This is a genomic window from Brevibacillus sp. FSL L8-0520, from assembly GCF_037963895.1.
GTDB classification, from domain to species: Bacteria; Bacillota; Bacilli; order Brevibacillales; family Brevibacillaceae; genus Brevibacillus; species Brevibacillus borstelensis.
This window is the reverse complement of sequence record NZ_CP150171.1, coordinates 1859349-1879562: the sequence shown is the minus strand read 5'-3', so window position 1 is coordinate 1879562 and position 20214 is coordinate 1859349. Positions and strand designations below refer to the sequence as shown.

Here is a 20214-nt window from a genome sequence, read left to right as displayed (position 1 = left end):
ACGAGTAAGGAGGGTTATCCTTGCGGAGTGCTTCCACTTCAGTCTTTGCTGGTCTTTTGTACACGCTTGGTCTGGTCTTGCTGGGCGCCTTGATGGCTGCCTTACTTCTCTCTTTCACATCCATACGCGAAAGCTCCCTGCCCTATTTCACTTATGTGATCAATGCGATCGGGCTTTTGGTCGGCGGATACGTCACCGGACGCCGTTGCGGCGGCAAAGGCTGGTATTATGGCGGTCTGACAGGACTCTTTTATTTCCTGCTGGTGATCCTGATCGGATTTCTCGGTTTTGATGCCCCGATGCAATGGGGGACCTTTTTCTACCTGATTGGCGCTTTTCTGCTGGCATCCTTTGGCGGGATCATGGGGGTCAACTCCACCTCGAAGCGGTAAAATGGCTTGCATGCATAAAATGGCTTGCATGCAAACGAAGGCGCAAAAAAGAGGGCAGCTCCACGTCTTGTACGGACTTGGAGTACCCTCTTTTTCCTTTGCCATCTATGCTTTCGACTCTTCCTTCGCTTCCTTGGACTCGGAAGCCGGCTCATTGCTGCTGGATACCACGTTGTTTACGGCGCCGCGGTCAAAAGTGACATGTACGTTGTGCGCGATACGCAGTGTAACGGTGTCGTCAGAGATATCCTGAATCGTTCCGTGCACACCGCCGATTGTCACAACCTTGTCCCCTTTTTTGATGGAAGCAAGCATCGCATTACGCTGTTTTTGCCGCTTCTGCTGCGGACGAATCAGCAGGAAATAAAAAATCACAAACATGATGATAAGGGGTAAAAATTGTTGTAAACCTTCCATGGGAGTCCTCCTTAAAAAGATCTATCTTCACTCAATCCATATTGAGCGAAAAACTGGTCTCGAAAATCGCCGAGGCGGTCTTCGGCAATCGCCTGGCGAACCTCTTTCATCAGGTTCACCAAGAAGTGCAGATTGTGATACGTAGTCAGCCTGATGCCAAACGTCTCTTCTGCCTTCACCAAATGACGGATATAGGCGCGGGTGTAGTTCTTGCAGGTGTAGCAGCTGCAATTCGGATCGAGTGGCCCGAAGTCCCGGGCATACTTGGCATTGCGGATCACAAGCCGTCCCTGGCTCGTCATGCATGTCCCATTTCGCGCAATCCGCGTAGGCAGAACGCAGTCGAACATGTCAATGCCTCGCATCGCTCCCTCGATCAGGGCATCAGGTGAGCCTACCCCCATCAGATAGCGAGCCTTGCCAGTCGGCAGCAGCGGAACCGTATGCTCGAGAATCTCATACATCAACGGGAACGGCTCACCGACACTCAGTCCCCCGATCGCGTACCCGGGAAAGTCCATCGATACGAGATCGCGAGCGCTTATCTCCCTCAGATCCTTGAACATGCCGCCTTGCACAATCCCGAACAGGGCTTGCTCATTTGGGCGGGTATGCGCTTTCAGACAACGCTCAGCCCAGCGGCTCGTTCGTTCCATTGATTTTTTCACGTAATCGTACTCGGCCGGATACGGGGCACATTCGTCAAATGCCATGAAGATGTCGGCACCCAGGGCATTTTGAATCTGCGTGGCCTCCTCCGGACCGATAAACAGCTTTTCTCCGTTCAGATGGGAACGGAAGGAGACGCCTTCCTCCGTAATCTTGCGCAAATTGCTCAGACTAAAGACCTGAAAACCGCCCGAATCGGTCAATATGGCGCGATCCCAGTTCATAAAGCCGTGCAATCCTCCTGCTTCCCTGACAATTTCATGTCCGGGACGCAAGAAAAGATGGTATGTATTGCTGAGAATAATACCGGCCCCGAGCTCTTTCAGTTCCTCGGGACTCATGGTTTTTACGGTCGCTTGTGTACCCACCGGCATAAATACAGGAGTGTCGATGGTCCCATGCGGCGTATGCAGCTTCCCGAGGCGGGCCCCCGTTTGCTTGCAGGTTTTGATTAGTTCGTAGCGGACAGCCAAATTATGTACACTCCTCAAGAATGTAATTCCTTCCTATTATATAGAAACTGGCTCCTGAGCACAAGAAAAACCGGGCTTTCCCCGGTTTTAAATCAGCAGCATGGCATCGCCGAAGCTGAAGAAGCGATACTCCTCTTTGACAGCGGCCCGGTAGGCGTTCATGATATGATCCCGTCCTGCCAAAGCGCTGACCAGCATGACAAGGCTTGATTTGGGCAAATGGAAGTTGGTCAAAAGACCGTCGATGATTCGGAAGCGGTAGCCCGGGTAAATAAAAATGTCCGTCCATCCCGATTCGGCAGCAAGCTTGCCGTCATGAGCCTGTCCGACCGTCTCGAGCGTCCGGCAGGATGTCGTTCCGACCGCGATCACCCGCCTTCCTTCCGCCTTGGCGGCATTGACGATTTCAGCAGTTTTTTGCGGAATCTCGTAGTACTCGCTATGCATGACGTGTTCTTCCACGAGATCGGCTGTCACCGGACGAAAAGTGCCTAAACCGACATGAAGCGTAATGTATGCGATTTGCACTCCCTTTTCTTCCAGCCGTTTTAGATACGCTTCCGTAAAATGCAGCCCTGCTGTCGGAGCCGCTGCCGAGCCCCGCTCCTTGGCATAGACTGTCTGGTACCGCTCCTGGTCGTCCAGTTGGGCGTGGATGTATGGCGGGAGCGGCATCGAACCGAGCTGATCCAGGATCTCGTAAAAGATTCCCTCGTAATGAAACCGGACGATTCTGCCTCCCGTCTCTGTCACGTCCTCGCACACACAGCGCAATTGCCCGTTGCCGAACACAACCTCCGTGCCCGGTTTCACCCGCTTGCCCGGCTTGACCAGCGTTTCCCAGCGGTCTTCTCCAAGCGATTTGAGCAGCAGGACCTCTATTTTTGCACCTGTGTCAGCCTTCTCCCCGATCAGGCGCGCAGGGAGGACACGACTGTCGTTCAAAACGAGCACGTCTCCCGGATTCAGGTAGTCGATCAATTGGGTGAATTGACGGTGAGCCAGCTCTCCTGTTCGCTTGTTCATGACGAGCAGGCGCGAAGCAGTTCGATCCTCCAGCGGATGCTGGGCAATTAATCGTTCAGGCAACTCAAAGTCAAATTGTTGTACGTCCACAAGCTCTTACTCCTCGTTTGTCAGTTGTCGTATCTATTCTAGTACTGTTCAATCGAAATGTCTTGGTAGTAGTGTTGCAAGATTTGCCGATAGTCATACCCGCTCTCGGCCATCGCTTTGGCACCGTATTGGGACACGCCCAGACCGTGTCCATAACCGGTCCCGCGGAACAGGAACATCTGCTGCTTTGTCGCGACCCGCCACTCATTTGAACCGTTTAAAATGAGGAACTGGTCATTGTATCCATTGGCAGACGAAGCGTAGCCATCGGCTCCAATCGCCATGACGCTCCCGTATTTGGGATAGGCAGTAGTTTTGCCGCCAGCGCCCAACACTGTAAATGTCCCCGTCTCTTCCACGTCGAACTTTGTGCTTCTCAATGCCGCTCCGCCTTGCTGGAAAATGGAACGGTGGGCATCCGGGGAAGAGACCTTCAGCGGGCGGCCGTTGGCTTCCATTTCCAGCACCCTGCCGGATGGTCCGCGCTCTGTAACACGCAAGGTCTGTACGACACCGCTTATGCGCGGCCCTTTGTTTTTGTCCTGGCTGGCATTGATCATTGCGGTCACCTCTTCAGCCGTGTAAGGCCCCCGTGTCCAGCTGTAGGCATTTTCCTCCGGTTCTTCTGTTACGATTGTAACGCTTGTCCCTGCGGACAGGGAGGTCAACACCCGGTGATAAGCGGTACTCGGGCCGGAGCGCAGGTTGGTGCCGTCACCAGTCACGACAGCCTCTTTCAGCCCCAGTGCGTTGGTTAAGCCGGTTTCCCGGACGAGATCGCTGCGGATAAACCCGAAGGTCCCGTCACCGAGCGAAACCTGGTACCATAATGCCGCCTTTTCCAACGGTTCCGTATCATCGCTCATGACCGAACGAATGTAAGGAACCTCATTTCCCCATACTTCCGTGCCGTCAGCGGTCAAACCTCCGGCATTGGAATAAAAGAGCGATTCGGCCACCTTGCCTTTATAGGTAATGACCTCTCCTTCGGTTTCGTCCACAGCTTTGCGGATGTCTTTGGACTCTTTGTCAAATCCGTAATACGCCTGCTCAAAGACTGTATCAGAAAGGTTCGCAATTCCGTACTTGTTCCCCTGGCCGACCGCTCTCGTCCGAGCCAGGACGGCCTGTGTTTTCAAAGCCTCCAACGGCCAGCCCGGCGCCATCTCCGAGCCAACTACGCCGTATAGATATTGCTCCAGAGGCAGTTCGTTGACAACCGCCATATTGCCTTTGTATTCCGAGAGTTCAATTTTCCCGCGATACTTTCGGCCATCCCGCTCCTCCACCTCGATTAGCGATTGGGAGCCCCCTTTCTCCGGCTTTACAGTCAGTGACGCCTGCGGAGAAAAAGCGTATTTCCAGACTGCTTCCGAGCCAAGCATGTCTTTTTTCAGAACGACATAGGACTTGCTGGCCGCCTCTTGATAGGAAAACCCGGGAAATGCGGATGCGGCTTTATTCGCCAGCTTTTGCACCGCATCTTTGCTTACCTCGTCCCCCAACCAAACGGCGTAGGACAGCTTGCCGCCATCGAGTAAAATGACCGGATAGGCGGATATCCCGGTAGAGGACAGGGCGGTTTGCCAGTCCTGCGCTTCTTTCAAACTGCCGAATCTCCCTGCTTCCACTCGCATCGGCCCTTTTACCACCGGCTGCTGACCGGTAGCTTGCGCGATTGACTTGGCTTGCGCCGAGGCCGCTTGCAAGGTGTCGTAGGTGCCGCTGACTACTTGGTACATCCGTTTGCCGCCTTGCTCGCTTTGCTGGATGGCGGCGTCTATCTTTCGCTGACTCAGTTGCTGAGCAACCTGCTGAGCCCGGTTGAGATCGCTTGTTTCGATTGCCTGCACATGATATTCATCTACCCGTACCCTGGCTGTATCTCCTGTCAAGGCCGGCAGTTTTGCAGCCCCGTCTTTTGTTCTCATGGATACTTCCAACCCGCCAGCCGCTGTCAATGTCACCGAAGGAACCACTCCCCGGTATCCCTGTCCATTATCAATAAACAGCGCAACCCGTATCGTATCCCCGGCTGCATCGGCCGGTATCTGCACCGCCAGTAGCGAAACCGATAACAGGCCCGCTGAAAGGACTTTTCCAATCTTCCGCTTCCACATGACGTCTTGTCCTTCCTCTCACCTGAATTGTTGAAAAGTCGAATTTTGGCATGAACTCCCATGTTTTTCGACAAAAACAGGCCATTTCCTGCCCAGACTGTACAATTTAGGTCCTCGGATGCAAGTCATGCGTGCATCTGCACATAGCAATGAACCCGCGTCAACGAGAACGCGGGCTTTTCGCATCTATTCCTCATTTAAACAAGCGAAACAAATAGGAAGCCAATGTTAGCACGATACTGATCACAATGCAGCTGACGACCGGAAAGTAGAACTTGAAATTCTCTTTTTCGACCACGATGTCTCCAGGCAGACGGCCCAAAGGCAAAAATCGTCCCCCGATTTGCCACAAAAGGCCAACAACAATCAGTACAGCCCCTCCGATGATGAGCAGTTTGGCTACCGGATTCATGTTTTTTTCATCTCCCGACCGAAATGTTCATAGGCGGCTGGTGTGGCGACGCGCCCTCTCGGCGTTCGCTGCATGAAGCCGATCTGGAGCAGGTAGGGCTCGCAGACGTCTTCAATCGTTTGGCTTTCTTCCCCGATCGTAGCGGCGATCGTGTCAAGGCCGACCGGTCCTCCATCAAATCTGTCGATGATGGCGAGCAGCAGCTTGTGATCGATATGATCCAGCCCGCAGGCGTCCACCTGCAGCCGCTCCAGCGCTTCCCTGGCGATCTGGGCCGTCACGACGCCGTCGCCTTGTACTTGTGCAAAGTCCCGGACACGTTTTAACAGGCGATTGGCCACACGCGGGGTTCCACGTGAGCGCTTGGCAATCTCGGCGGCCCCCTCCTCGCGAATCCCGATCTGCAGGATATCGGCGGCCCGGCTGACGATAAACGTCAATTCCGGCACTGTGTAAAATTCCAGGCGGTTTACCACCCCGAAACGGTCGCGCAGCGGTGAGGAAAGCATCCCGGCACGTGTGGTCGCACCCACGAGCGTAAACGGAGGCAGATCCAGGCGGACACTGCGGGCACTCGGCCCCTTCCCGATAATAATATCGAGCGCAAAGTCCTCCATCGCCGGGTACAATACCTCCTCCACGCTTCTGTTGAGGCGGTGGATCTCATCGATAAACAGCACGTCGCCTTCCTGAAGATTGGTCAGGATTGCCGCCAAGTCTCCTGGCCGTTCAATCGCCGGTCCTGACGTTGTCCGGATGCTGACACCCAGCTCGTTGGCGATAATCTGTGACAACGTCGTTTTCCCCAAGCCCGGCGGCCCGTAGAGCAATACGTGGTCAAGCGCTTCTTTGCGCATCTTGGCCGCTTCGATAAACACCTTCAGATTATCTTTCGCTTGTTGTTGACCAATATATTCATGCAAATAACGAGGGCGAAGACTGAGCTCTGCCGCATCCTCCTCCCAGTTCATTTGTGTCGTAATGATGCGCTGGTCCACTTCGCTACCCCCTCATAAACAAGGCAAGCCCCTGTTTGATTAATTGCTCGACCCCTGCGCCATTTTTGGCCGCTTCCGATAGCGTTCCGCGCACTTTTTGGATTTCCAGGTCTGAATAGCCCAACGCCTCAAGCGCATCCACTGCCTCCTGCAGAGCAGAAGCGGCTGTTTCCCCGGCCTTGAGCTCTGTCGCAGCTACTGTCTGGAAGGCGGAAGGTGTAAAGGCGGTGAGCTTATCCTTCAGATCGAGGATGAGCCGCTGGGCGGTTTTCTTCCCAATCCCCGGGAATTTCGTCAAATAAGCGACATTTTCCTGTTGGACTGCCATGACGATTTGTTCAGGAGTCGCTGCGGCCAGAATCGCAAGGCCGCCCTTGGGACCGATCCCGGAGACATCCAGCAGCTTGCGGAACAGGTCCCGTTCCTCCCTCGTAAGAAAGCCGTACAGCAGGATGGCATCCTCACGAACATGATGATGGGTGTAAAGCTTGGTCCTCGCCCCCTCGAACCGAACAAAATGATAGGGGTTTGGACAAAACAGGCGGTAACCGATCCCCCCCGCTTCCACCACGACAAAGTCAGTATCCAGATAGGCAAGCGTGCCCTCCACAAAATCAATCATTTCCGTACTCCTTCCGCAAGGGAAATAAATGTTCGAAATTGCGCATGGGTAATGGCAATTCCCAAAGCATCGGCCACGTCGTCCGGTTTTGGCGTTTCCTTCAATCGAAGCAGCATTTTGGTCATCTCCTGTATCTGCTTCTTCTCTGCTCCTCCGTATCCGGTAACAGCCTGCTTTACCTGCATCGGCGTATATTCGTATACCGGGATACCCGCCAACTCGGCCGCAAGCAGGATGACTCCCCGCGCCTGGCCTACTGTAAAGGCTGTCGTGACATTTTTGTTGAAGAACAGTTTTTCTACTGCCATCTCATCCGGTTTGTATGTATCGAGCAAGGTTTGCATGGCCTCAAAGATTTGCCTGAGTCTGAGCGGAACCGACAAGCCCGCCTCTGTCTGGATGCTGCCGTATTGAACAGGCTTCAACTGATTGCCTTGTTTATCTATCACCCCAAAGCCGACAATCGCAATTCCGGGGTCAATCCCGATGATGTGCATGGCTCACAACTCCATGTAGTTTTGATTTCTGTCTTTTACTGTACCATAAAGGACGGAAAAAGCGAACGTGCATTTCCATCTTGGTCTGCATTCGTCACACGAAAAAATCCGCCCCGGTCTGGGGCGGACTTTGCGGCGGCAGCTAGTGTTTGTTCATTCCAAGCGCATCAGCCTCGTCATGCTGCATGTGTGCATATTCATCCACATCATTTCGCATCTGTTCCTGGATCTGGTTGATCTGACGATAGTTCAGCTTGTTGTGCCCCTGGTTTAATTGAACGTACAAACGCTGATGGAACTGGTCTTTGTAGCTTCCTCTCGGCATCGAAGACATGCTGAAAGACTCCTCCTTGACCGCCGCTTGACATCAGTATGGGGAAAGATGCCTCTTGTTATGATGGCAAAAATTTGTCCCTGCCTCGCTTGCAATGGATGCACACTCTTATCCTCTCTGGCGCAAACTAAGACAAGAAAAGGAAAAGCTTCTCGCCTGGAGGTGGCCAACCTGCTTCGTTCTCTGCTGTTTTTGCTTTTATCCCTAGCTTTATCCTTTACTCAGCCTGCCGCAGCTGCTGCCAAAAAACGCAACGAAATGACCATCAGCGTCAGCGTCTCGCCAAACGCCGCTTTTGTTTCCCGGCTCGCCGTTGAACAGAAGAGCGGGTTGGCTCGGGCAATCACGCATAGTCCGACAGGCAATCCTGCCCAGGAGCCTTATCCTGTACGGGCTACTGTGCAAATTGGCGCGGATTCGTACCTGCTTGGCTTCGACAGCCTGTTCTACGATCGGAAGCGAAAAAGGGCTGTGCGTCTCTCCCCGAAAACGTTCGGGCAACTCGATTCATATGTATCCCTGCTGGAAGCCAGGCACTATGGAAGACCGACGCCCTGGAGCGAGGCTCGCCAAGAATTCAAGCGCATGAGCTATGCGACTGTGATTGATCTGGAGACCGGCAAGAGCTTTCGCGTACAGCGGCGGGCAGGAAGCAGGCATGCCGATGTGCAGCCCCTTACCCGTGAAGACACACTGATCATGAAACAGATTTATCAAGGGAAGTGGAGCTGGAAGAGACGGGCCATTCTGGTCCGGGTCAACGGAAAGCACTACGCGGCTTCCATGCACGGCATGCCTCACGGAGCAGGAGGGATCCCGGGAAACCAGTTTCCTGGCCATTTCTGCATCCATTTTCAAGGAAGCTCCACCCATCGAAAAACCGAACCGGATCCGGGTCACAGCTTGATGATACTGAAAGCGTCCGGAAAGCTGTACGAAGCCATTCAAACAGCCGACCCGCGGCAATTGGTCGATTATTTTCTGACCTCCTTGCACGAGCACGACTTCTTTTCCCTCAAAGTAGCGGCTGGTCCATACCCGCTGCCTCCTTTTTTGGAGAACATCGACTCCATCAAGCGGCAAAATGAGCTTGATCAGTGGCATGACGATGCCTCGCTTACTGCCGAAATCCCTGTTCGCGTCTCCTTTTTTTACCGGCAAGGACCTGAACAAAAAGAACTGTGGACCTTTTCGCTGGTCCGCTTGTCTCCGCTTGACCCGTGGCGAATCTGCAGCATAACAGCAGAATAAGCTTCCCGCATTTCCTCCCAGAAGAAAAAGAAGGCTCCCCTTGTTGCAAGGGAAAGCCTTCTACTCATTTCCTGCACCGATCTGGAACTCGCCAAAAGTGGACAGGACGCTGTTGTACTCAGCCAGGTCGCGGACGCGGATGCCTTTTTTGAGTGAAGCCACCTGTTCTTTCGACAGCCTTGCCTCCATTTTTTCCGTATTAATCCGGTAAAACGTCTGGACGACTTCCGCCTCCTCTGGCAAGCCGTTGAACAGCGTTAGCATCCCGTCCTTGGATATTCCGAAGTGGCCGTTCTCCTTGCACTCGGGCGCAATATCGTTCTCGCGCTTGTACAAAATCAGCTTGTCCGCCTCGGCCGCCACGATCTCCGAGCCATTATGCGCAGCCAAGGTTTGCGCCAGCTCGTTTCGCGGAATCTGGGAGACTTCTTCTTTTTTGACACCGCACAGATACGTTTTCGCCAGAACGACCTGATAGCTGTTGCTCATCGCCCCTACGCTTTCGGACGATTTGAGAAAAAGCAGTCCGTCCTGCTGTTTTCCAAACATATTGTCAAGCAAAACGCCTCCTGCCAAACCAGCTGCCAGAGCAGCAGCCCACGACGTGTAGATCATCCACTGCCGTCTCATTTTTCCATAGAACCCCTTCTGCCTCGTTTTCCTACCATTTTGGCCGAAATGGAAGAAAAGCATACCCTCATTCCCCAACATTCCCATCTTTACGACAAATTCACAAAGGAATTTCTACCATTTCCTTTCATTCGATGATAAACTGGCTGTGATTGTCATATTTTTCTTTATTAATGGAGGAATGCTAATTTATGAAAAAGGTGAGCACAGGCAAGCTTGTCGGTTGTTTACTGACTGCATCTCTAGCTGTCGGCGTACTGTCCTTCCCGTACAATACGGTAAGCGCAAATGCGGAAGCTACGCTTAAACTGCGTCTCCTGGAAACGACTGACCTTCATACCAACATCGTCAACTACGACTACTACCAGGACAAGCTGACGGATGAATTCGGACTGGCAAAAACCGCAACACTGATCAAAGCAGCTCGTGACGAAGCAAAGAACTCCATGCTTTTCGACAACGGCGACCTGATCCAGGGCAATCCTCTTGGTGATTATGTAGCCAAGATTGAGCCGCTGAAAGATGGACAAACCCACCCTGTATACAAAGCCATGAATCTGTTGAACTACGATGCGGGGAATATCGGAAACCATGAGTTCAACTTCGGGCTTGAACACCTCCAGCGCAGCCTGAAGGGCTCCAAATTCCCGTATGTAAATGCAAACGTTTACGTAGATGACAAGGACAAAAATCCTGACAACGACAAAAACTACTTTACGCCTTACCTGATCCTGGACCGCACCTTCAAGGATGAGGCCGGCAAAGACGTGAAGCTCAAGGTCGGCGTGATCGGTTTCGTGCCTCCGCAAATCATGAACTGGGATAAAGAGAACCTGCAAGGCAAAGTGATTGCCAAGGACATCGTGGAAACTGCGAAAAAATTTGTTCCGGAAATGAAGAAAAAGGGTGCCGATCTGATCGTCGCGATCCCTCACTCGGGCATCGGACCGGTAGAAGCGGGCCCTGGCCTGGAGAACGCCAGCTACCAATTGACCAAAGTAGACGGCATTGACGCCGTTCTGTTCGGCCACTCCCACTCTGTATTCCCGGGAGCCGGCTTTGAAAACATCCCTGGCGTAGACAACGAAAAAGGGCTGATCAACGGAAAACCGGCAGTCATGCCCGGATTCTGGGGCAGCCATCTCGGTGTGATCGATCTCACGTTGAAAAAGGAAAATGGCAAATGGACTGTAGCTGAAGCTACTACCAAAGCGGTGCCTATCTATGACAAAACAGAGAAAAAATCGCTTGCTGATGCAGACCAGAAGATCGTCGAAGCGGTGAAGGAAGATCACGATCACACGGTCGCATGGGTGCGCTCTTCGGTAGGTACCACAACCTCCCCCATCTTCAGCTATTTCGCTTTGGTACAGGATGATCCGTCCATCCAGATCGTGACCAATGCACAGAAATGGTTCGTAGAGAAAAATATCAAAGGAACGGAATACGAAAACATCCCTGTCCTGTCTGCGGGTGCACCGTTTAAAGCAGGCGGCCGCAACGGAGCCGCTTACTACACGAACATCCCTGCTGGTACGATCGCGATCAAAAACGTGTCCGACCTGTACATTTATCCGAACACGCTGAAAGGCGTACTGGTCAACGGTGCCCAATTGAAGGATTGGCTGGAGCGCTCCGCCGGTCAGTTCAACCAGATTGACGTGAAGAAAACAGAAGAGCAACCGCTCATCAATGAAGCATTCCCGACTTACAACTTTGATGTGATCGACGGCGTAACCTATCAAATCGATGTAACCCAGCCGTCCAAGTTCGACCTTGAAGGAAAAGTGGTCAATCCGAATGCAAACCGCATTAAAAACCTGCAATACGAAGGAAAGCCAGTCAAACCGGAGGATAAATTCATCATCGTCACCAACAACTACCGCGCGAATAACGGCGGGAAATTCCCGGGCGCTGATGGTACCACCATTGTCATCGACTCTCCTGACGAAAACCGTCAAATCGTGATCGACTATATCCTTAGCCAAAAAGAAATCAACCCGGCTGCGGACAACAACTGGTCCTTCGCTCCGGTGAAAGAAAAGGTAAACGTAACCTTTACCACCTCTCCGGATGCAAAACCATTCGCGGAAAAAATGCCTCATCTGAAATACCTGAACACCTTGGAAAGCGGATTTGCGAAGTTCAGCATCGATCTTTCCAAAGCAGGCTCCAAATAAGCAGGAGCGGCTTTTATACGGCACCTTCGACATGAAAAAAGCTGATGGCATAGACCATCAGCTTTTTTCTTTACCCGACAAAATGATACTCCCCCCATGGAGAATGACGGAAGAGATGTTCCCCCGATTGCAGGAAGCTTTGACGCGCCTCGCGGAGTCTGGCTTCCATCTGTACCAACTGCAGTACTCCTCGTACATGATAACCTGGGCGATTGCCGTAAACACCCGTTACTTCACGCAGCAAGTTGTCCGGGTAACCGAGCAGCTGGTGGATCATCCAGATTTGCGTGTCGCTCAAATACTGAATGCGGCAGTAGGCCTCAATCGCTTCAATAAAGGAAGACATTCGGTATTCTTGAAGAAGCAGCATTCTCCCCATGAATTGGACGAGGTCAACAAGCTGCATATCCTGCCCGACTGTATCGAGGTCGATTAAGTAGCAGCTGCCGCGGGGAGTCAGCAAAAAATTGTGGCTGGCCACATCCCGGTGTGCTAGCGTGCCTTGTTCCATAGACGCGTAGAGCTCCGCTGTCAGCGGCAATTTGTAAGCAGCCTGGAGAGTGCCTCGCCCTTCGCGAATTGCATCTTCCGCCATTTCTGAAATCAGCTGTTCGAGCCGATTTTGCGGTTCTTTCTGCTCGATATGCCAGGTGATCTTTTCGAAATGCTCCAGTCTGCTTTCCCATTTATCGATCAGCGCTGGCTTTCCATCAAACGGAAATGGCTCCGCCAGCGGAAAATCACGAGCGGCCTGGTGAAATCTGGCGAGGGTCATCGCCGCTCTCTTGACATCGGAAAGAGAAGCGTTATCCGATTCACGTCCATCGATCATATTCATAATCGTATAGTACTTCCCCTGAAAGGGAAAAATCTTTTCTCCCTCATAGTCAGACACGTACTTAACGGTATGGGTAAATCCTTTATCCCGGAGTATCTCTGAAAGCTTTGTCACCCACTCTGCTTTCTCTCGCTGTTTATACCCTTTCAAAATCCAATGGCCCCGATCCGTTTTCAGGTAATTCACGTTCCGACGAGGTTTTACCCCGTAAATACGGCAGCGGAATGCTTTTTCAAGAGACGGAACAATGGATTTGTTCATGTCCGGGGAATCAGGAAGAAGATTCGTCATATCCCGTTTCCCAATCAGGCCACACTTCCGGTGCTGGGAGAGCCGGCTTCTCTTTGGAATCTGGATATGACTCTTGGTAAGCTATATGCTGGTATCCGCGGCCGCAATCATCGGAATCGGGCGTTATGTGATGACTCTCCCCCCTGCGTCTTCTGTGACCAGATGAGCTGGAAGAGGATTCAACATACGTTCTTCTTCTTCTCTGTTTACGAGAACGGGGATAACTTCCATACGGTTCCTCTGGCGAGTGATAATAAGGGTAAGCAGGCGGCATCATGTTCGGCAAGTGGTCCGGCATAAAGTCCGGCATTGCGTGTGGCATCATATTCGGCATGAAGTCCGGCATCGTATGTGGCATCATATTCGGCATAAAGTCTGGCATCGCATTTGGCATCATATTCGGCATAAAGTCTGGCATCGCATCTGGCATCATATTCGGCATAAAGTCTGGCATTACATGCGGGATCATTGGCGGCATCATATTCGGATACGGCATGGGTGGACAAAACGGCATCATTTCCGGGAGTACCTCTGCCTGCACTTGCGGCATTGGGATAATCGGTGGCTGGCCGCACGGCGGGCATGGTCTCACAAAATCATGGTAAGGCTGCGGCGGCTGATATGGGTAGTAAGGCTGCTGCGGTATCGCTGGGCTCACCTGGGTTGGCGGTTGCATTGGTCTTCTTGGAGTGGGACGGAACGGCTGCTGTTGGCCTTTTAGTGTCGGCGGCACGGTCGGCTGCAGCGGGCTGACTTGTGTCCTCGGCATTGGCGGCTGCACTGGTCTTACCTGTGTCTTCGGCAGCGGCGGCTGCAATGGACTTGCTTGTGTCCTCGGCAGCGGCGGTTGCAGCGGACTCACTTGTGTCTTCGGCTCCGGCTGCTGCAGCGGACTCACTTGTGTCTTCGGCTCGGGCTGCTGCAGCGGGCTTACCTGCGTCTTCGGCCTAGGTGTTGGCAGTGGACTGGTCTTTTTCGGCGTAGGCGGCATGATCGGACGTGGAAGGACAGGAGCTTCGGCCAATGGTGAGACTCGCTGCGGCGGACGAGGCTGTGCAGGCGGCAGTGGCGGGAGGGCAGGTGGCATATTATTATCTGGGATAAAGGGGAGTGCCTGAGGTGTTTCGATCTCGGATTCGATCTCCATGCTTTCTTCCCTGTCAAAGTCTTCTTCCGATTCAATATCAATGTCCTCAGGTATATCCTCTTCCATCTCCGGCTCTTCCTCCGAGGGCTCCATCGGGCGTGTCTCAATCCGCTCCGGCACTTCCGGCACCGGCTGCGGTGCTGGTTGCGGCGCTGGTTGCGGCGCTGGCTGCGGTGCTGGCTGCGGTGCTGGCTGTGGTGCTGGCTGCGGTGCTGGCTGTGGTTCCGGCTGCGGCAGCGGAGCCTCCTTTTGCTCTTGGATTGGCCGTTCCTTTACCAGGGGAGATTCGGCTGGCTGCTGGATCGGGCGCTCTTTTACCCGGGGAGATTCCGTTTCCCCAAAGATTTGACTTTCACTTGCCTGAGGAGATTCACTTGATGAAAATGGTCTGCTTTGCTGCGGACGGACTGGAATCCCCATTGACGGAATTTTAACCCTCAAGCCGGGGTAGATGAGATCGGGATTTTTAATTTGACTGTTCAGGCGAAGCAGTTCTTTAAAGTCCACTCCATATTTTTTTGCGATTTTCCACATGGTATCGCCTTTTTGAACTACATGGATTCTCACTGTTTCTCCTCCTTCTCGGAAACTCCCTACCATGGTATGCACCCATGGGCGTTTTGCTCACCCGGTTAAAAAAGGGTTGACGCCCATCTTTGTCACCCGGTTTTTGGACAATAAAAAAGCCACCTGCTCAGGTGGCTTTGTACATGTAAAACGGATACGTGCCAAGCTGTCTGACTTGACAGCCCAGCGCCTCAATTTCTGCAAAGGCTCCAGGCAGCAGCACATCATCCATTTTTTGTTCGATATCGATTACAAAATAGTAGCTGCCCAACCCTTTTTTCGTCGGACGCGATTCAATCTTTGACAAGTTGATCTTGCGCCACGCAAAGGCAGCCAAAACCTGATAAAGCGCTCCGGGAAAATCCTCTGGCAGTGTCACCAGGATGGTAGTCTTCTCTTTGGAGGAGGAGGGCAGATCCAACGGCTCTTTGCCGATGAGCAGGAATCGGGTATAGTTGTTGGAATAGTCTTGAATCTCCTGCCACGCGAAAGAAAGTGGGTAAATTTCCGGATTTAAACGGGTTCCAATCGCAGCCCATGGCTCTTCCGGATGCTCACTGACAGTCTGCGCAGCTTTTGCCGTGCTGTTCGTATACTCGATCACAGCCTGGGGCAGATGCTCCCGAATAAAATTATGGCATTGGGCGATCGCATGCGGGTGTGACAATATTCGTTCAATTGCGGACAATTCCAGCTGCTCTTCCCGCTTGGCTACCAATAGATGCTGGGAAATAGGCAGCGCCAGCTCCCCCATGATCGGCAGGTCCACTTCGTGAATCAACCAGTCCAATGCTGTATTCACGGTGCCCTCAATCGTGTTTTCAATCGGAACGACACCGTAGTCGACTTCGCCTTTGTCAACAGCGACGATCACGTCAATAATGCTTGGATACGGCAGACGTTGAATCTGCAGCCCGGCGGTCAATGCCAACGCGGCTTCCTCGCTGAAGGTTCCGTGCGGCCCAAGAAAAGCAAGTTTCTTCTCCATGGCAGTACTCCTATCCGTATTTATCTCTCTTCGAATACCACCTGTGCGCCATGCTTATCCGGTTTCAGCTGCATCGCTCGATAAGAAACGCCATGTTTGCTCATGACAGATTCTATAAATCCGCTGAGGTTGTGCAAATCCTCCTCTGTTTGATAAAAGCAGAGGATAGTGGGGCCGGCACCGCTAAGAGTAGCACCCAGAGCACCGCTTTCAGCCGCTCCTTCCAGTATTTCAGACAAGCCGGGTACCAGTTCGGCGCGATACGGCTGATGCATCCGATCCTTCATCGCCTGGCTCAACAGGTCAAGTCTGCCTTGCGCCAATGCGGCCACAAGCAAACTGCTATGACCAACATTATATATGACATCCTGCTTGCTGTACATCTGGGGTAGGACATTTCGCGCTTTTTCCGTGGAGAGCGGAAAATCCGGGATGATCGCCAACGTTTTGAGCTCGTCGGGCGGATCGAGACGAACATACGGAATGGCTTGATGCTTCTCTTCAGGCATGGTAGCAACTACCACTCCGCCAAACAAAGACGCCCCTATATTGTCCGGGTGTCCCTCCAGCAAAGTCCCCATCCGGAACAGCTCGTCACGCGTATACGGCTCGCCTAAAAGGTGATTGGCAGCCACCAGTGCACCAGCGATGGCTGCCGCACTGCTCCCTAAGCCCCTGGTCAACGGAGCATCGCTCGCGGCCCGGATATACAGCTCCGGGGCGGACTGTCCTGCTTCGCGAAACAGCCCGGCAGCTACTTCATACAGCAGATTGCTCTTGTCGGCAGGCAGCCCTTGCATTTCAGGTCCGATCAGTTCGATTGCGGTCGTTTCGGCTACCGCCATTTCCACCGAGGAGTACAATTGAAAGGCCATGCCGATCGTATCAAAGCCTGGGCCCATATTGGCCGTACTCGCGGGTACATTCACCCGAACTTGCGAACGACTTTCCATCATGCCATCCCTGCTTTCTCGGCAATGAACGACATCACCGCTTCACGGGTGGCCGGGATCGACCGGGGCTCTTCGCCGACCAGCTTCAAAGCAATGTTGGGATCCTTCAAACCGTTTCCGGTCAAGACACAGGCAATCTGTGCGCCATCCGACAGCTTCCCTTGCCTGCGCAGCTTGATGATACCCGCGAGCGACGCAGCCGAAGCCGGTTCGCAAAAGATGCCTTCATGCTTGGCCAGCATTTGGTACGCTTCCAGAATCTCGTCGTCCGTCACGCTGTCCACCAGACCGTTTGACTCGGAAACGGCCTGCAGCGCTCCTTCCTTGCTCGCCGGGTTGCCGATACGGATGGCCGTAGCGATGGTTTCCGGATTGGATACGGTTTCCCCCAGTACGAGCGGAGCCGCTCCGGCCGCTTGAAAACCGTACATGTTTGGCAGGCTGTCGATCAAGCCGAAATCACGATATTCTTTGAAGCCTTTCCAGTAGGCGGTTATATTTCCTGCATTCCCGACAGGGATAGCGAGAATGTCCGGCGCTTTTCCCAACGCGTCGCATATTTCAAACGCCGCGGTTTTTTGTCCTTCGATCCGGTACGGATTGACGGAGTTCACCAGCGTAATCGGCTCTGACGCGGTAATTTCGCGGACGATTTGCAGAGCTTCGTCAAAGTTGCCGTCGATCGCGATAACCTCCGCCCCATACGCGATGGCCTGAGCCAGCTTTCCGAGGGCGATATTGCCATTTGGTATCAATACGATGCAGCGAAGTCCAGCGCGGGCTGCATAAGCAGCGGCAGCGGCAGACGTATTTCCCGTGGAAGCACACATGATGGTGCGGCTGCCTTCTTCTACAGCCTTGGCTACTGCCATGACCATGCCCCGATCCTTGAATGAGCCTGTAGGATTGAGACCTTCATACTTAAAGTGAAGCTCAACGGCCAGTCTCTCGCTCAGGTTCGGTGCATGAATGAGCGGCGTGCTTCCCTCGTGAAGACTGATCAGCGGGGTGTTTTCCGTCACTGGCAAAAAGCTGCGGTACCTCTCCAGGATGCCGGTGTGCCGTTTGATCATGTTCGGTGATGGTGCCTGGTCCATGTTTATTCTCCTCCCTCTACCCGGTAGCAGCTTTTGATTTCATGAACGATGTCCATTTCTTCCATGTAGGTGAGTACCGCGTCCATGTCGCCTTTGGCCGCCGAGTGAGTCACCAGGATGATTTCAGCCTGCTGACCGTTGTTGTACGGCTGCTGAACGACTTGCTCGAGAGATATATTTTTCTCCGCTAAAAGCTGTGTGATCTGAGCAAGTACACCCCGCTTGTCTGCCACTACCATGCGGAGGAAGTACTTGGACAGCTTTTGACTGTCTTCCTTCAGGATTTTCTCCTTGTATGGAGCTACCATGCCGCGGCCGTTTACGCCGAGCTTCATGTTCTTCACCACTGTCACGAGGTCGGAAACTACCGCTGTTGCCGTCGGCAGCTCGCCTGCACCCGGTCCGTAAAACATCGTCTCGCCTACCGCTTCCCCGTGCACGTAAACCGCGTTGAACACACCGTTTACCGATGCCAGCGGATGACTTTTGGCCACCATGGTAGGCTGTACGCTTACTTCGATGGCTTCTCCGTCGCGACGGGCCAAACCGAGCAATTTCACCTCGTAGCCGAGTTTTTTTCCGTAGGCGATGTCCTCTTTGGATACGCGGCTGATCCCTTTTACATCTACGTCTTCGAGCTTCATCGGAACGCGGAAGCCGAGCGTTGCCAAAATCGCCATTTTACGGGCGGCGTCAAAGCCTTCCACATCGGAGGTGGGGTCTGCTTCCGCATAGCCCAAAGCTTGGGCCTCCTTGAGCACTTCCGCGTAATCGGCCCCTTCCTGGCTCATTTTGCTCAGGATGTAATTCGTCGTTCCATTTACAATTCCCATCATTTTGGTAATTCGGTCGGATGAGAAGCCTTCCACCAATGCGCGCAAGATTGGAATGCCGCCCGCGACGCTTGCTTCGTAAAAGACATCACAGCCTTTTTCCTCAGCCTTTTGCAGGATTTCCCCTCCGTGCAGCGCCATCAAATCCTTATTGGCCGTGACCACGTGCTTGCCACGATCCAATGCAGCCAATATGTAATCTTTAGCCTGCGAGATGCCGCCAATGACTTCCACCACGACATCAATGCCTTCGTCATCCAATATATCGTGAACATCGGTGGTAACGATTTTTTCCATCGAAGGGATGCTGCGGGATTTTTCCGCATTCTGCACGAGAATTTTGCTGATTTCAATGCCAAGCCCAGTCTGCTTTTGCAGATCCTCCTGGTGGGCTTGAATAATCCGGACTACCCCTGTTCCAACCGTTCCAAACCCCATCAATCCTACGCGTACCGTTTGCTTCTCCATGTGAACTCCTCCCAAATTCGGCGACTTATCCGCGACCTACAATCATCGCTCTTCGCACGCCGTTTATCTCTTGCAACCCTTCCAGAAACTCTGTGCTCGGCACCTTCAGGTTCGCCATATCGACGGACAAGGTGATATTGGCAATTCCCTGCAGCGGAATCGTTTGGTTAATCGTCAGTACATTGCCGCCCAAGTCTGCGACGAATTGCAGGACTTTTGACAATAAGCCGGATCGGTGCTCCAACGCGAAGGTGATCGTCATAATTTTTTCACTCATCATCGCGTTGAACGGAAAAATACTGTCCTTGTACTTGTAAAAGGCGCTCCGGCTCAGTCCGACCCGTTCTACTGCCTCATTGACCGTATCGACTTCGCCAGAATCCAGCAATTTTTTCGCTTCAATCGTCTTGGCGATTGACTCGGGCAGGATGTCCGACCGTATCAGATAGAACTTTTCTTCCCGCTTCACTTGCTATGTCCTCCTGAGAAAAACAGTTGTTTTTACATAGAGGACATTATAGCCCATATCTTTTGATCTGACAATCCTTATCCGACATTTTTCTCATTCCAGCGGTTCTCGGGTTCACAGGTACATGCAGACTAGCCCCTTGGCGCAGACTAAAACGGATCACGTACGAAGCGAGGTGAAGCAGGATGGCAGGACGAGGCAAAACGGACAAGTCGGAACGTCGCAATAACCACCCCGCTGGCAAGCCAAGCTCCTTGGATCAATTCGGGGATAACCTCCGTGGGAAAAAGATGGCGCAATCGCCGCATATTACAGAAGATCCGAGCGGCAATGGATAGTACAGACAGCGCTTGAGCGAAATCATCTAAACGCAAAAAAAGTATGCCCTTGTCCCGGGCATACTTTTCTCTTCACTATGACGGTTTGCAAGACTCTGCGGCTAAATGTACAAA

The 20214-nt window shown here is 52.9% G+C and carries 22 protein-coding genes; 5 read left to right on the top strand and 17 right to left on the bottom strand.

Annotated features, from left to right (window positions below):
- The first annotated feature begins 20 nt into the window (after window positions 1-20).
- A complete protein-coding gene (locus NSQ24_RS09365; RefSeq protein WP_003387579.1) occupies window positions 21-392 on the top strand; it encodes a TIGR04086 family membrane protein in 372 nt (123 codons plus the stop codon).
- A 105-nt stretch (window positions 393-497) separates the two neighbouring features.
- Here the strand turns inward: NSQ24_RS09365 and yajC are convergent, their stop codons facing one another.
- From yajC to NSQ24_RS09320, 9 genes are all read right to left on the bottom strand, one after another.
- On the bottom strand, window positions 498-809 hold the full coding sequence (gene yajC / locus NSQ24_RS09360; protein ID WP_003387580.1) for a preprotein translocase subunit YajC: 312 nt from the start codon (window positions 807-809) through the stop codon (window positions 498-500).
- Window positions 810-820: 11 nt separating this feature from the next.
- Window positions 821-1951 (bottom strand): tRNA guanosine(34) transglycosylase Tgt, encoded by a 1131-nt coding sequence (tgt, locus tag NSQ24_RS09355; RefSeq protein WP_003387581.1) that lies wholly within the window; start codon window positions 1949-1951, stop codon window positions 821-823.
- Window positions 1952-2038: 87 nt separating this feature from the next.
- Entirely contained in the window at window positions 2039-3067 is a 1029-nt protein-coding gene (queA, locus tag NSQ24_RS09350) for a tRNA preQ1(34) S-adenosylmethionine ribosyltransferase-isomerase QueA (protein ID WP_003387582.1), read from the bottom strand.
- Window positions 3068-3105: 38 nt separating this feature from the next.
- Entirely contained in the window at window positions 3106-5187 is a 2082-nt protein-coding gene (locus tag NSQ24_RS09345) for a SpoIID/LytB domain-containing protein (RefSeq protein ID WP_039069859.1), read from the bottom strand.
- Window positions 5188-5380: 193 nt separating this feature from the next.
- Entirely contained in the window at window positions 5381-5599 is a 219-nt protein-coding gene (locus NSQ24_RS09340) for a DUF2905 domain-containing protein (RefSeq protein ID WP_171506119.1), read from the bottom strand.
- Window positions 5596-6597, bottom strand: coding sequence for a Holliday junction branch migration DNA helicase RuvB (gene ruvB, locus NSQ24_RS09335; protein ID WP_003387585.1), 1002 nt, complete (start codon window positions 6595-6597; stop codon window positions 5596-5598). Before ruvB ends, NSQ24_RS09340 begins: the two co-directional genes overlap by 4 nt.
- Window positions 6598-6601: 4 nt before the next feature.
- Window positions 6602-7219 carry a Holliday junction branch migration protein RuvA gene (ruvA, locus tag NSQ24_RS09330; RefSeq protein WP_243014538.1) on the bottom strand — a complete coding sequence of 206 codons (618 nt, stop codon included), beginning with the start codon at window positions 7217-7219 and terminating at the stop codon, window positions 6602-6604.
- Window positions 7216-7716 carry a crossover junction endodeoxyribonuclease RuvC gene (ruvC, locus tag NSQ24_RS09325; protein ID WP_003387588.1) on the bottom strand — a complete coding sequence of 167 codons (501 nt, stop codon included), beginning with the start codon at window positions 7714-7716 and terminating at the stop codon, window positions 7216-7218. Before ruvC ends, ruvA begins: the two co-directional genes overlap by 4 nt.
- A 142-nt stretch (window positions 7717-7858) precedes the next feature.
- Entirely contained in the window at window positions 7859-8050 is a 192-nt protein-coding gene (locus NSQ24_RS09320) for a hypothetical protein (protein WP_003387589.1), read from the bottom strand.
- A gap of 60 nt (window positions 8051-8110) precedes the next feature.
- Between NSQ24_RS09320 and NSQ24_RS09315 the strand changes: the two genes are divergently transcribed.
- Complete coding sequence (locus NSQ24_RS09315) at window positions 8111-9301, top strand: hypothetical protein (protein WP_339167676.1); 1191 nt, start codon at window positions 8111-8113, stop codon at window positions 9299-9301.
- Between the two features lie 60 nt (window positions 9302-9361).
- On the opposite strand, the gene NSQ24_RS09310 is transcribed toward NSQ24_RS09315, so the two are convergent.
- Complete coding sequence (locus tag NSQ24_RS09310) at window positions 9362-9931, bottom strand: BofC C-terminal domain-containing protein (protein ID WP_003387591.1); 570 nt, start codon at window positions 9929-9931, stop codon at window positions 9362-9364.
- Window positions 9932-10122: 191 nt separating this feature from the next.
- On the opposite strand from NSQ24_RS09310, the gene NSQ24_RS09305 reads away from it, so the two are divergent.
- The gene (locus NSQ24_RS09305) at window positions 10123-12111 is read left to right on the top strand and encodes a bifunctional 2',3'-cyclic-nucleotide 2'-phosphodiesterase/3'-nucleotidase (RefSeq protein ID WP_339167675.1); all 1989 of its coding nucleotides are present in this window, start codon (window positions 10123-10125) and stop codon (window positions 12109-12111) included.
- Window positions 12112-12181: 70 nt separating this feature from the next.
- Here the strand turns inward: NSQ24_RS09305 and NSQ24_RS09300 are convergent, their stop codons facing one another.
- Entirely contained in the window at window positions 12182-13240 is a 1059-nt protein-coding gene (locus NSQ24_RS09300) for a phosphotransferase (RefSeq protein WP_003387593.1), read from the bottom strand.
- The gene (locus NSQ24_RS09295) at window positions 13221-14453 is read right to left on the bottom strand and encodes a hypothetical protein (RefSeq protein ID WP_238986204.1); all 1233 of its coding nucleotides are present in this window, start codon (window positions 14451-14453) and stop codon (window positions 13221-13223) included. The genes NSQ24_RS09300 and NSQ24_RS09295 overlap by 20 nt, the downstream gene beginning before the upstream one ends.
- A 32-nt stretch (window positions 14454-14485) precedes the next feature.
- Here NSQ24_RS09295 and NSQ24_RS09290 point away from each other — a divergent pair, with 32 nt between their 5' ends.
- Entirely contained in the window at window positions 14486-14821 is a 336-nt protein-coding gene (locus NSQ24_RS09290; RefSeq protein ID WP_339167673.1) for a hypothetical protein, read from the top strand.
- A gap of 260 nt (window positions 14822-15081) precedes the next feature.
- On the opposite strand, the gene pheA is transcribed toward NSQ24_RS09290, so the two are convergent.
- The 5 genes from pheA to NSQ24_RS09265 are packed head-to-tail and all read right to left on the bottom strand — an operon-like array spanning window position 15082 to window position 19762.
- Window positions 15082-15942, bottom strand: coding sequence for a prephenate dehydratase (gene pheA / locus NSQ24_RS09285; RefSeq protein ID WP_003387595.1), 861 nt, complete (start codon window positions 15940-15942; stop codon window positions 15082-15084).
- Between the two features lie 20 nt (window positions 15943-15962).
- Window positions 15963-16895, bottom strand: a complete 933-nt coding sequence (gene thrB / locus NSQ24_RS09280; RefSeq protein ID WP_243014551.1) for a homoserine kinase — start codon at window positions 16893-16895, stop codon at window positions 15963-15965.
- A complete protein-coding gene (gene thrC / locus NSQ24_RS09275; protein WP_172920373.1) occupies window positions 16895-17992 on the bottom strand; it encodes a threonine synthase in 1098 nt (365 codons plus the stop codon). Before thrC ends, thrB begins: the two co-directional genes overlap by 1 nt.
- 2 nt (window positions 17993-17994) lie before the next feature.
- A complete protein-coding gene (locus NSQ24_RS09270; RefSeq protein WP_003387598.1) occupies window positions 17995-19293 on the bottom strand; it encodes a homoserine dehydrogenase in 1299 nt (432 codons plus the stop codon).
- Between the two features lie 25 nt (window positions 19294-19318).
- Window positions 19319-19762, bottom strand: a complete 444-nt coding sequence (locus NSQ24_RS09265) for an ACT domain-containing protein (protein WP_003387599.1) — start codon at window positions 19760-19762, stop codon at window positions 19319-19321.
- A gap of 185 nt (window positions 19763-19947) precedes the next feature.
- Between NSQ24_RS09265 and NSQ24_RS09260 the strand changes: the two genes are divergently transcribed.
- Window positions 19948-20100, top strand: a complete 153-nt coding sequence (locus NSQ24_RS09260) for a hypothetical protein (RefSeq protein WP_170208321.1) — start codon at window positions 19948-19950, stop codon at window positions 20098-20100.
- Window positions 20101-20214: the final 114 nt, after the last annotated feature.

Coding starts and splice junctions, on each gene's coding strand:
- yajC (WP_003387580.1), bottom strand. CDS start 809: ATGGAAGGTTTACAACAATTTTTACCCCTTATCATCATGTTTGTGATT.
- NSQ24_RS09345 (WP_039069859.1), bottom strand. CDS start 5,187: ATGTGGAAGCGGAAGATTGGAAAAGTCCTTTCAGCGGGCCTGTTATCG.
- NSQ24_RS09340 (WP_171506119.1), bottom strand. CDS start 5,599: ATGAATCCGGTAGCCAAACTGCTCATCATCGGAGGGGCTGTACTGATT.
- ruvA (WP_243014538.1), bottom strand. CDS start 7,219: ATGATTGATTTTGTGGAGGGCACGCTTGCCTATCTGGATACTGACTTT.
- ruvC (WP_003387588.1), bottom strand. CDS start 7,716: ATGCACATCATCGGGATTGACCCCGGAATTGCGATTGTCGGCTTTGGG.
- NSQ24_RS09320 (WP_003387589.1), bottom strand. CDS start 8,050: ATGTCTTCGATGCCGAGAGGAAGCTACAAAGACCAGTTCCATCAGCGT.
- NSQ24_RS09315 (WP_339167676.1), top strand. CDS start 8,111: ATGATGGCAAAAATTTGTCCCTGCCTCGCTTGCAATGGATGCACACTC.
- NSQ24_RS09310 (WP_003387591.1), bottom strand. CDS start 9,931: ATGAGACGGCAGTGGATGATCTACACGTCGTGGGCTGCTGCTCTGGCA.
- NSQ24_RS09305 (WP_339167675.1), top strand. CDS start 10,123: ATGAAAAAGGTGAGCACAGGCAAGCTTGTCGGTTGTTTACTGACTGCA.
- NSQ24_RS09300 (WP_003387593.1), bottom strand. CDS start 13,240: ATGACGAATCTTCTTCCTGATTCCCCGGACATGAACAAATCCATTGTT.
- NSQ24_RS09295 (WP_238986204.1), bottom strand. CDS start 14,453: ATGGAAGAGGATATACCTGAGGACATTGATATTGAATCGGAAGAAGAC.
- pheA (WP_003387595.1), bottom strand. CDS start 15,942: ATGGAGAAGAAACTTGCTTTTCTTGGGCCGCACGGAACCTTCAGCGAG.
- thrB (WP_243014551.1), bottom strand. CDS start 16,895: ATGGAAAGTCGTTCGCAAGTTCGGGTGAATGTACCCGCGAGTACGGCC.
- thrC (WP_172920373.1), bottom strand. CDS start 17,992: ATGGACCAGGCACCATCACCGAACATGATCAAACGGCACACCGGCATC.
- NSQ24_RS09270 (WP_003387598.1), bottom strand. CDS start 19,293: ATGGAGAAGCAAACGGTACGCGTAGGATTGATGGGGTTTGGAACGGTT.
- NSQ24_RS09260 (WP_170208321.1), top strand. CDS start 19,948: ATGGCAGGACGAGGCAAAACGGACAAGTCGGAACGTCGCAATAACCAC.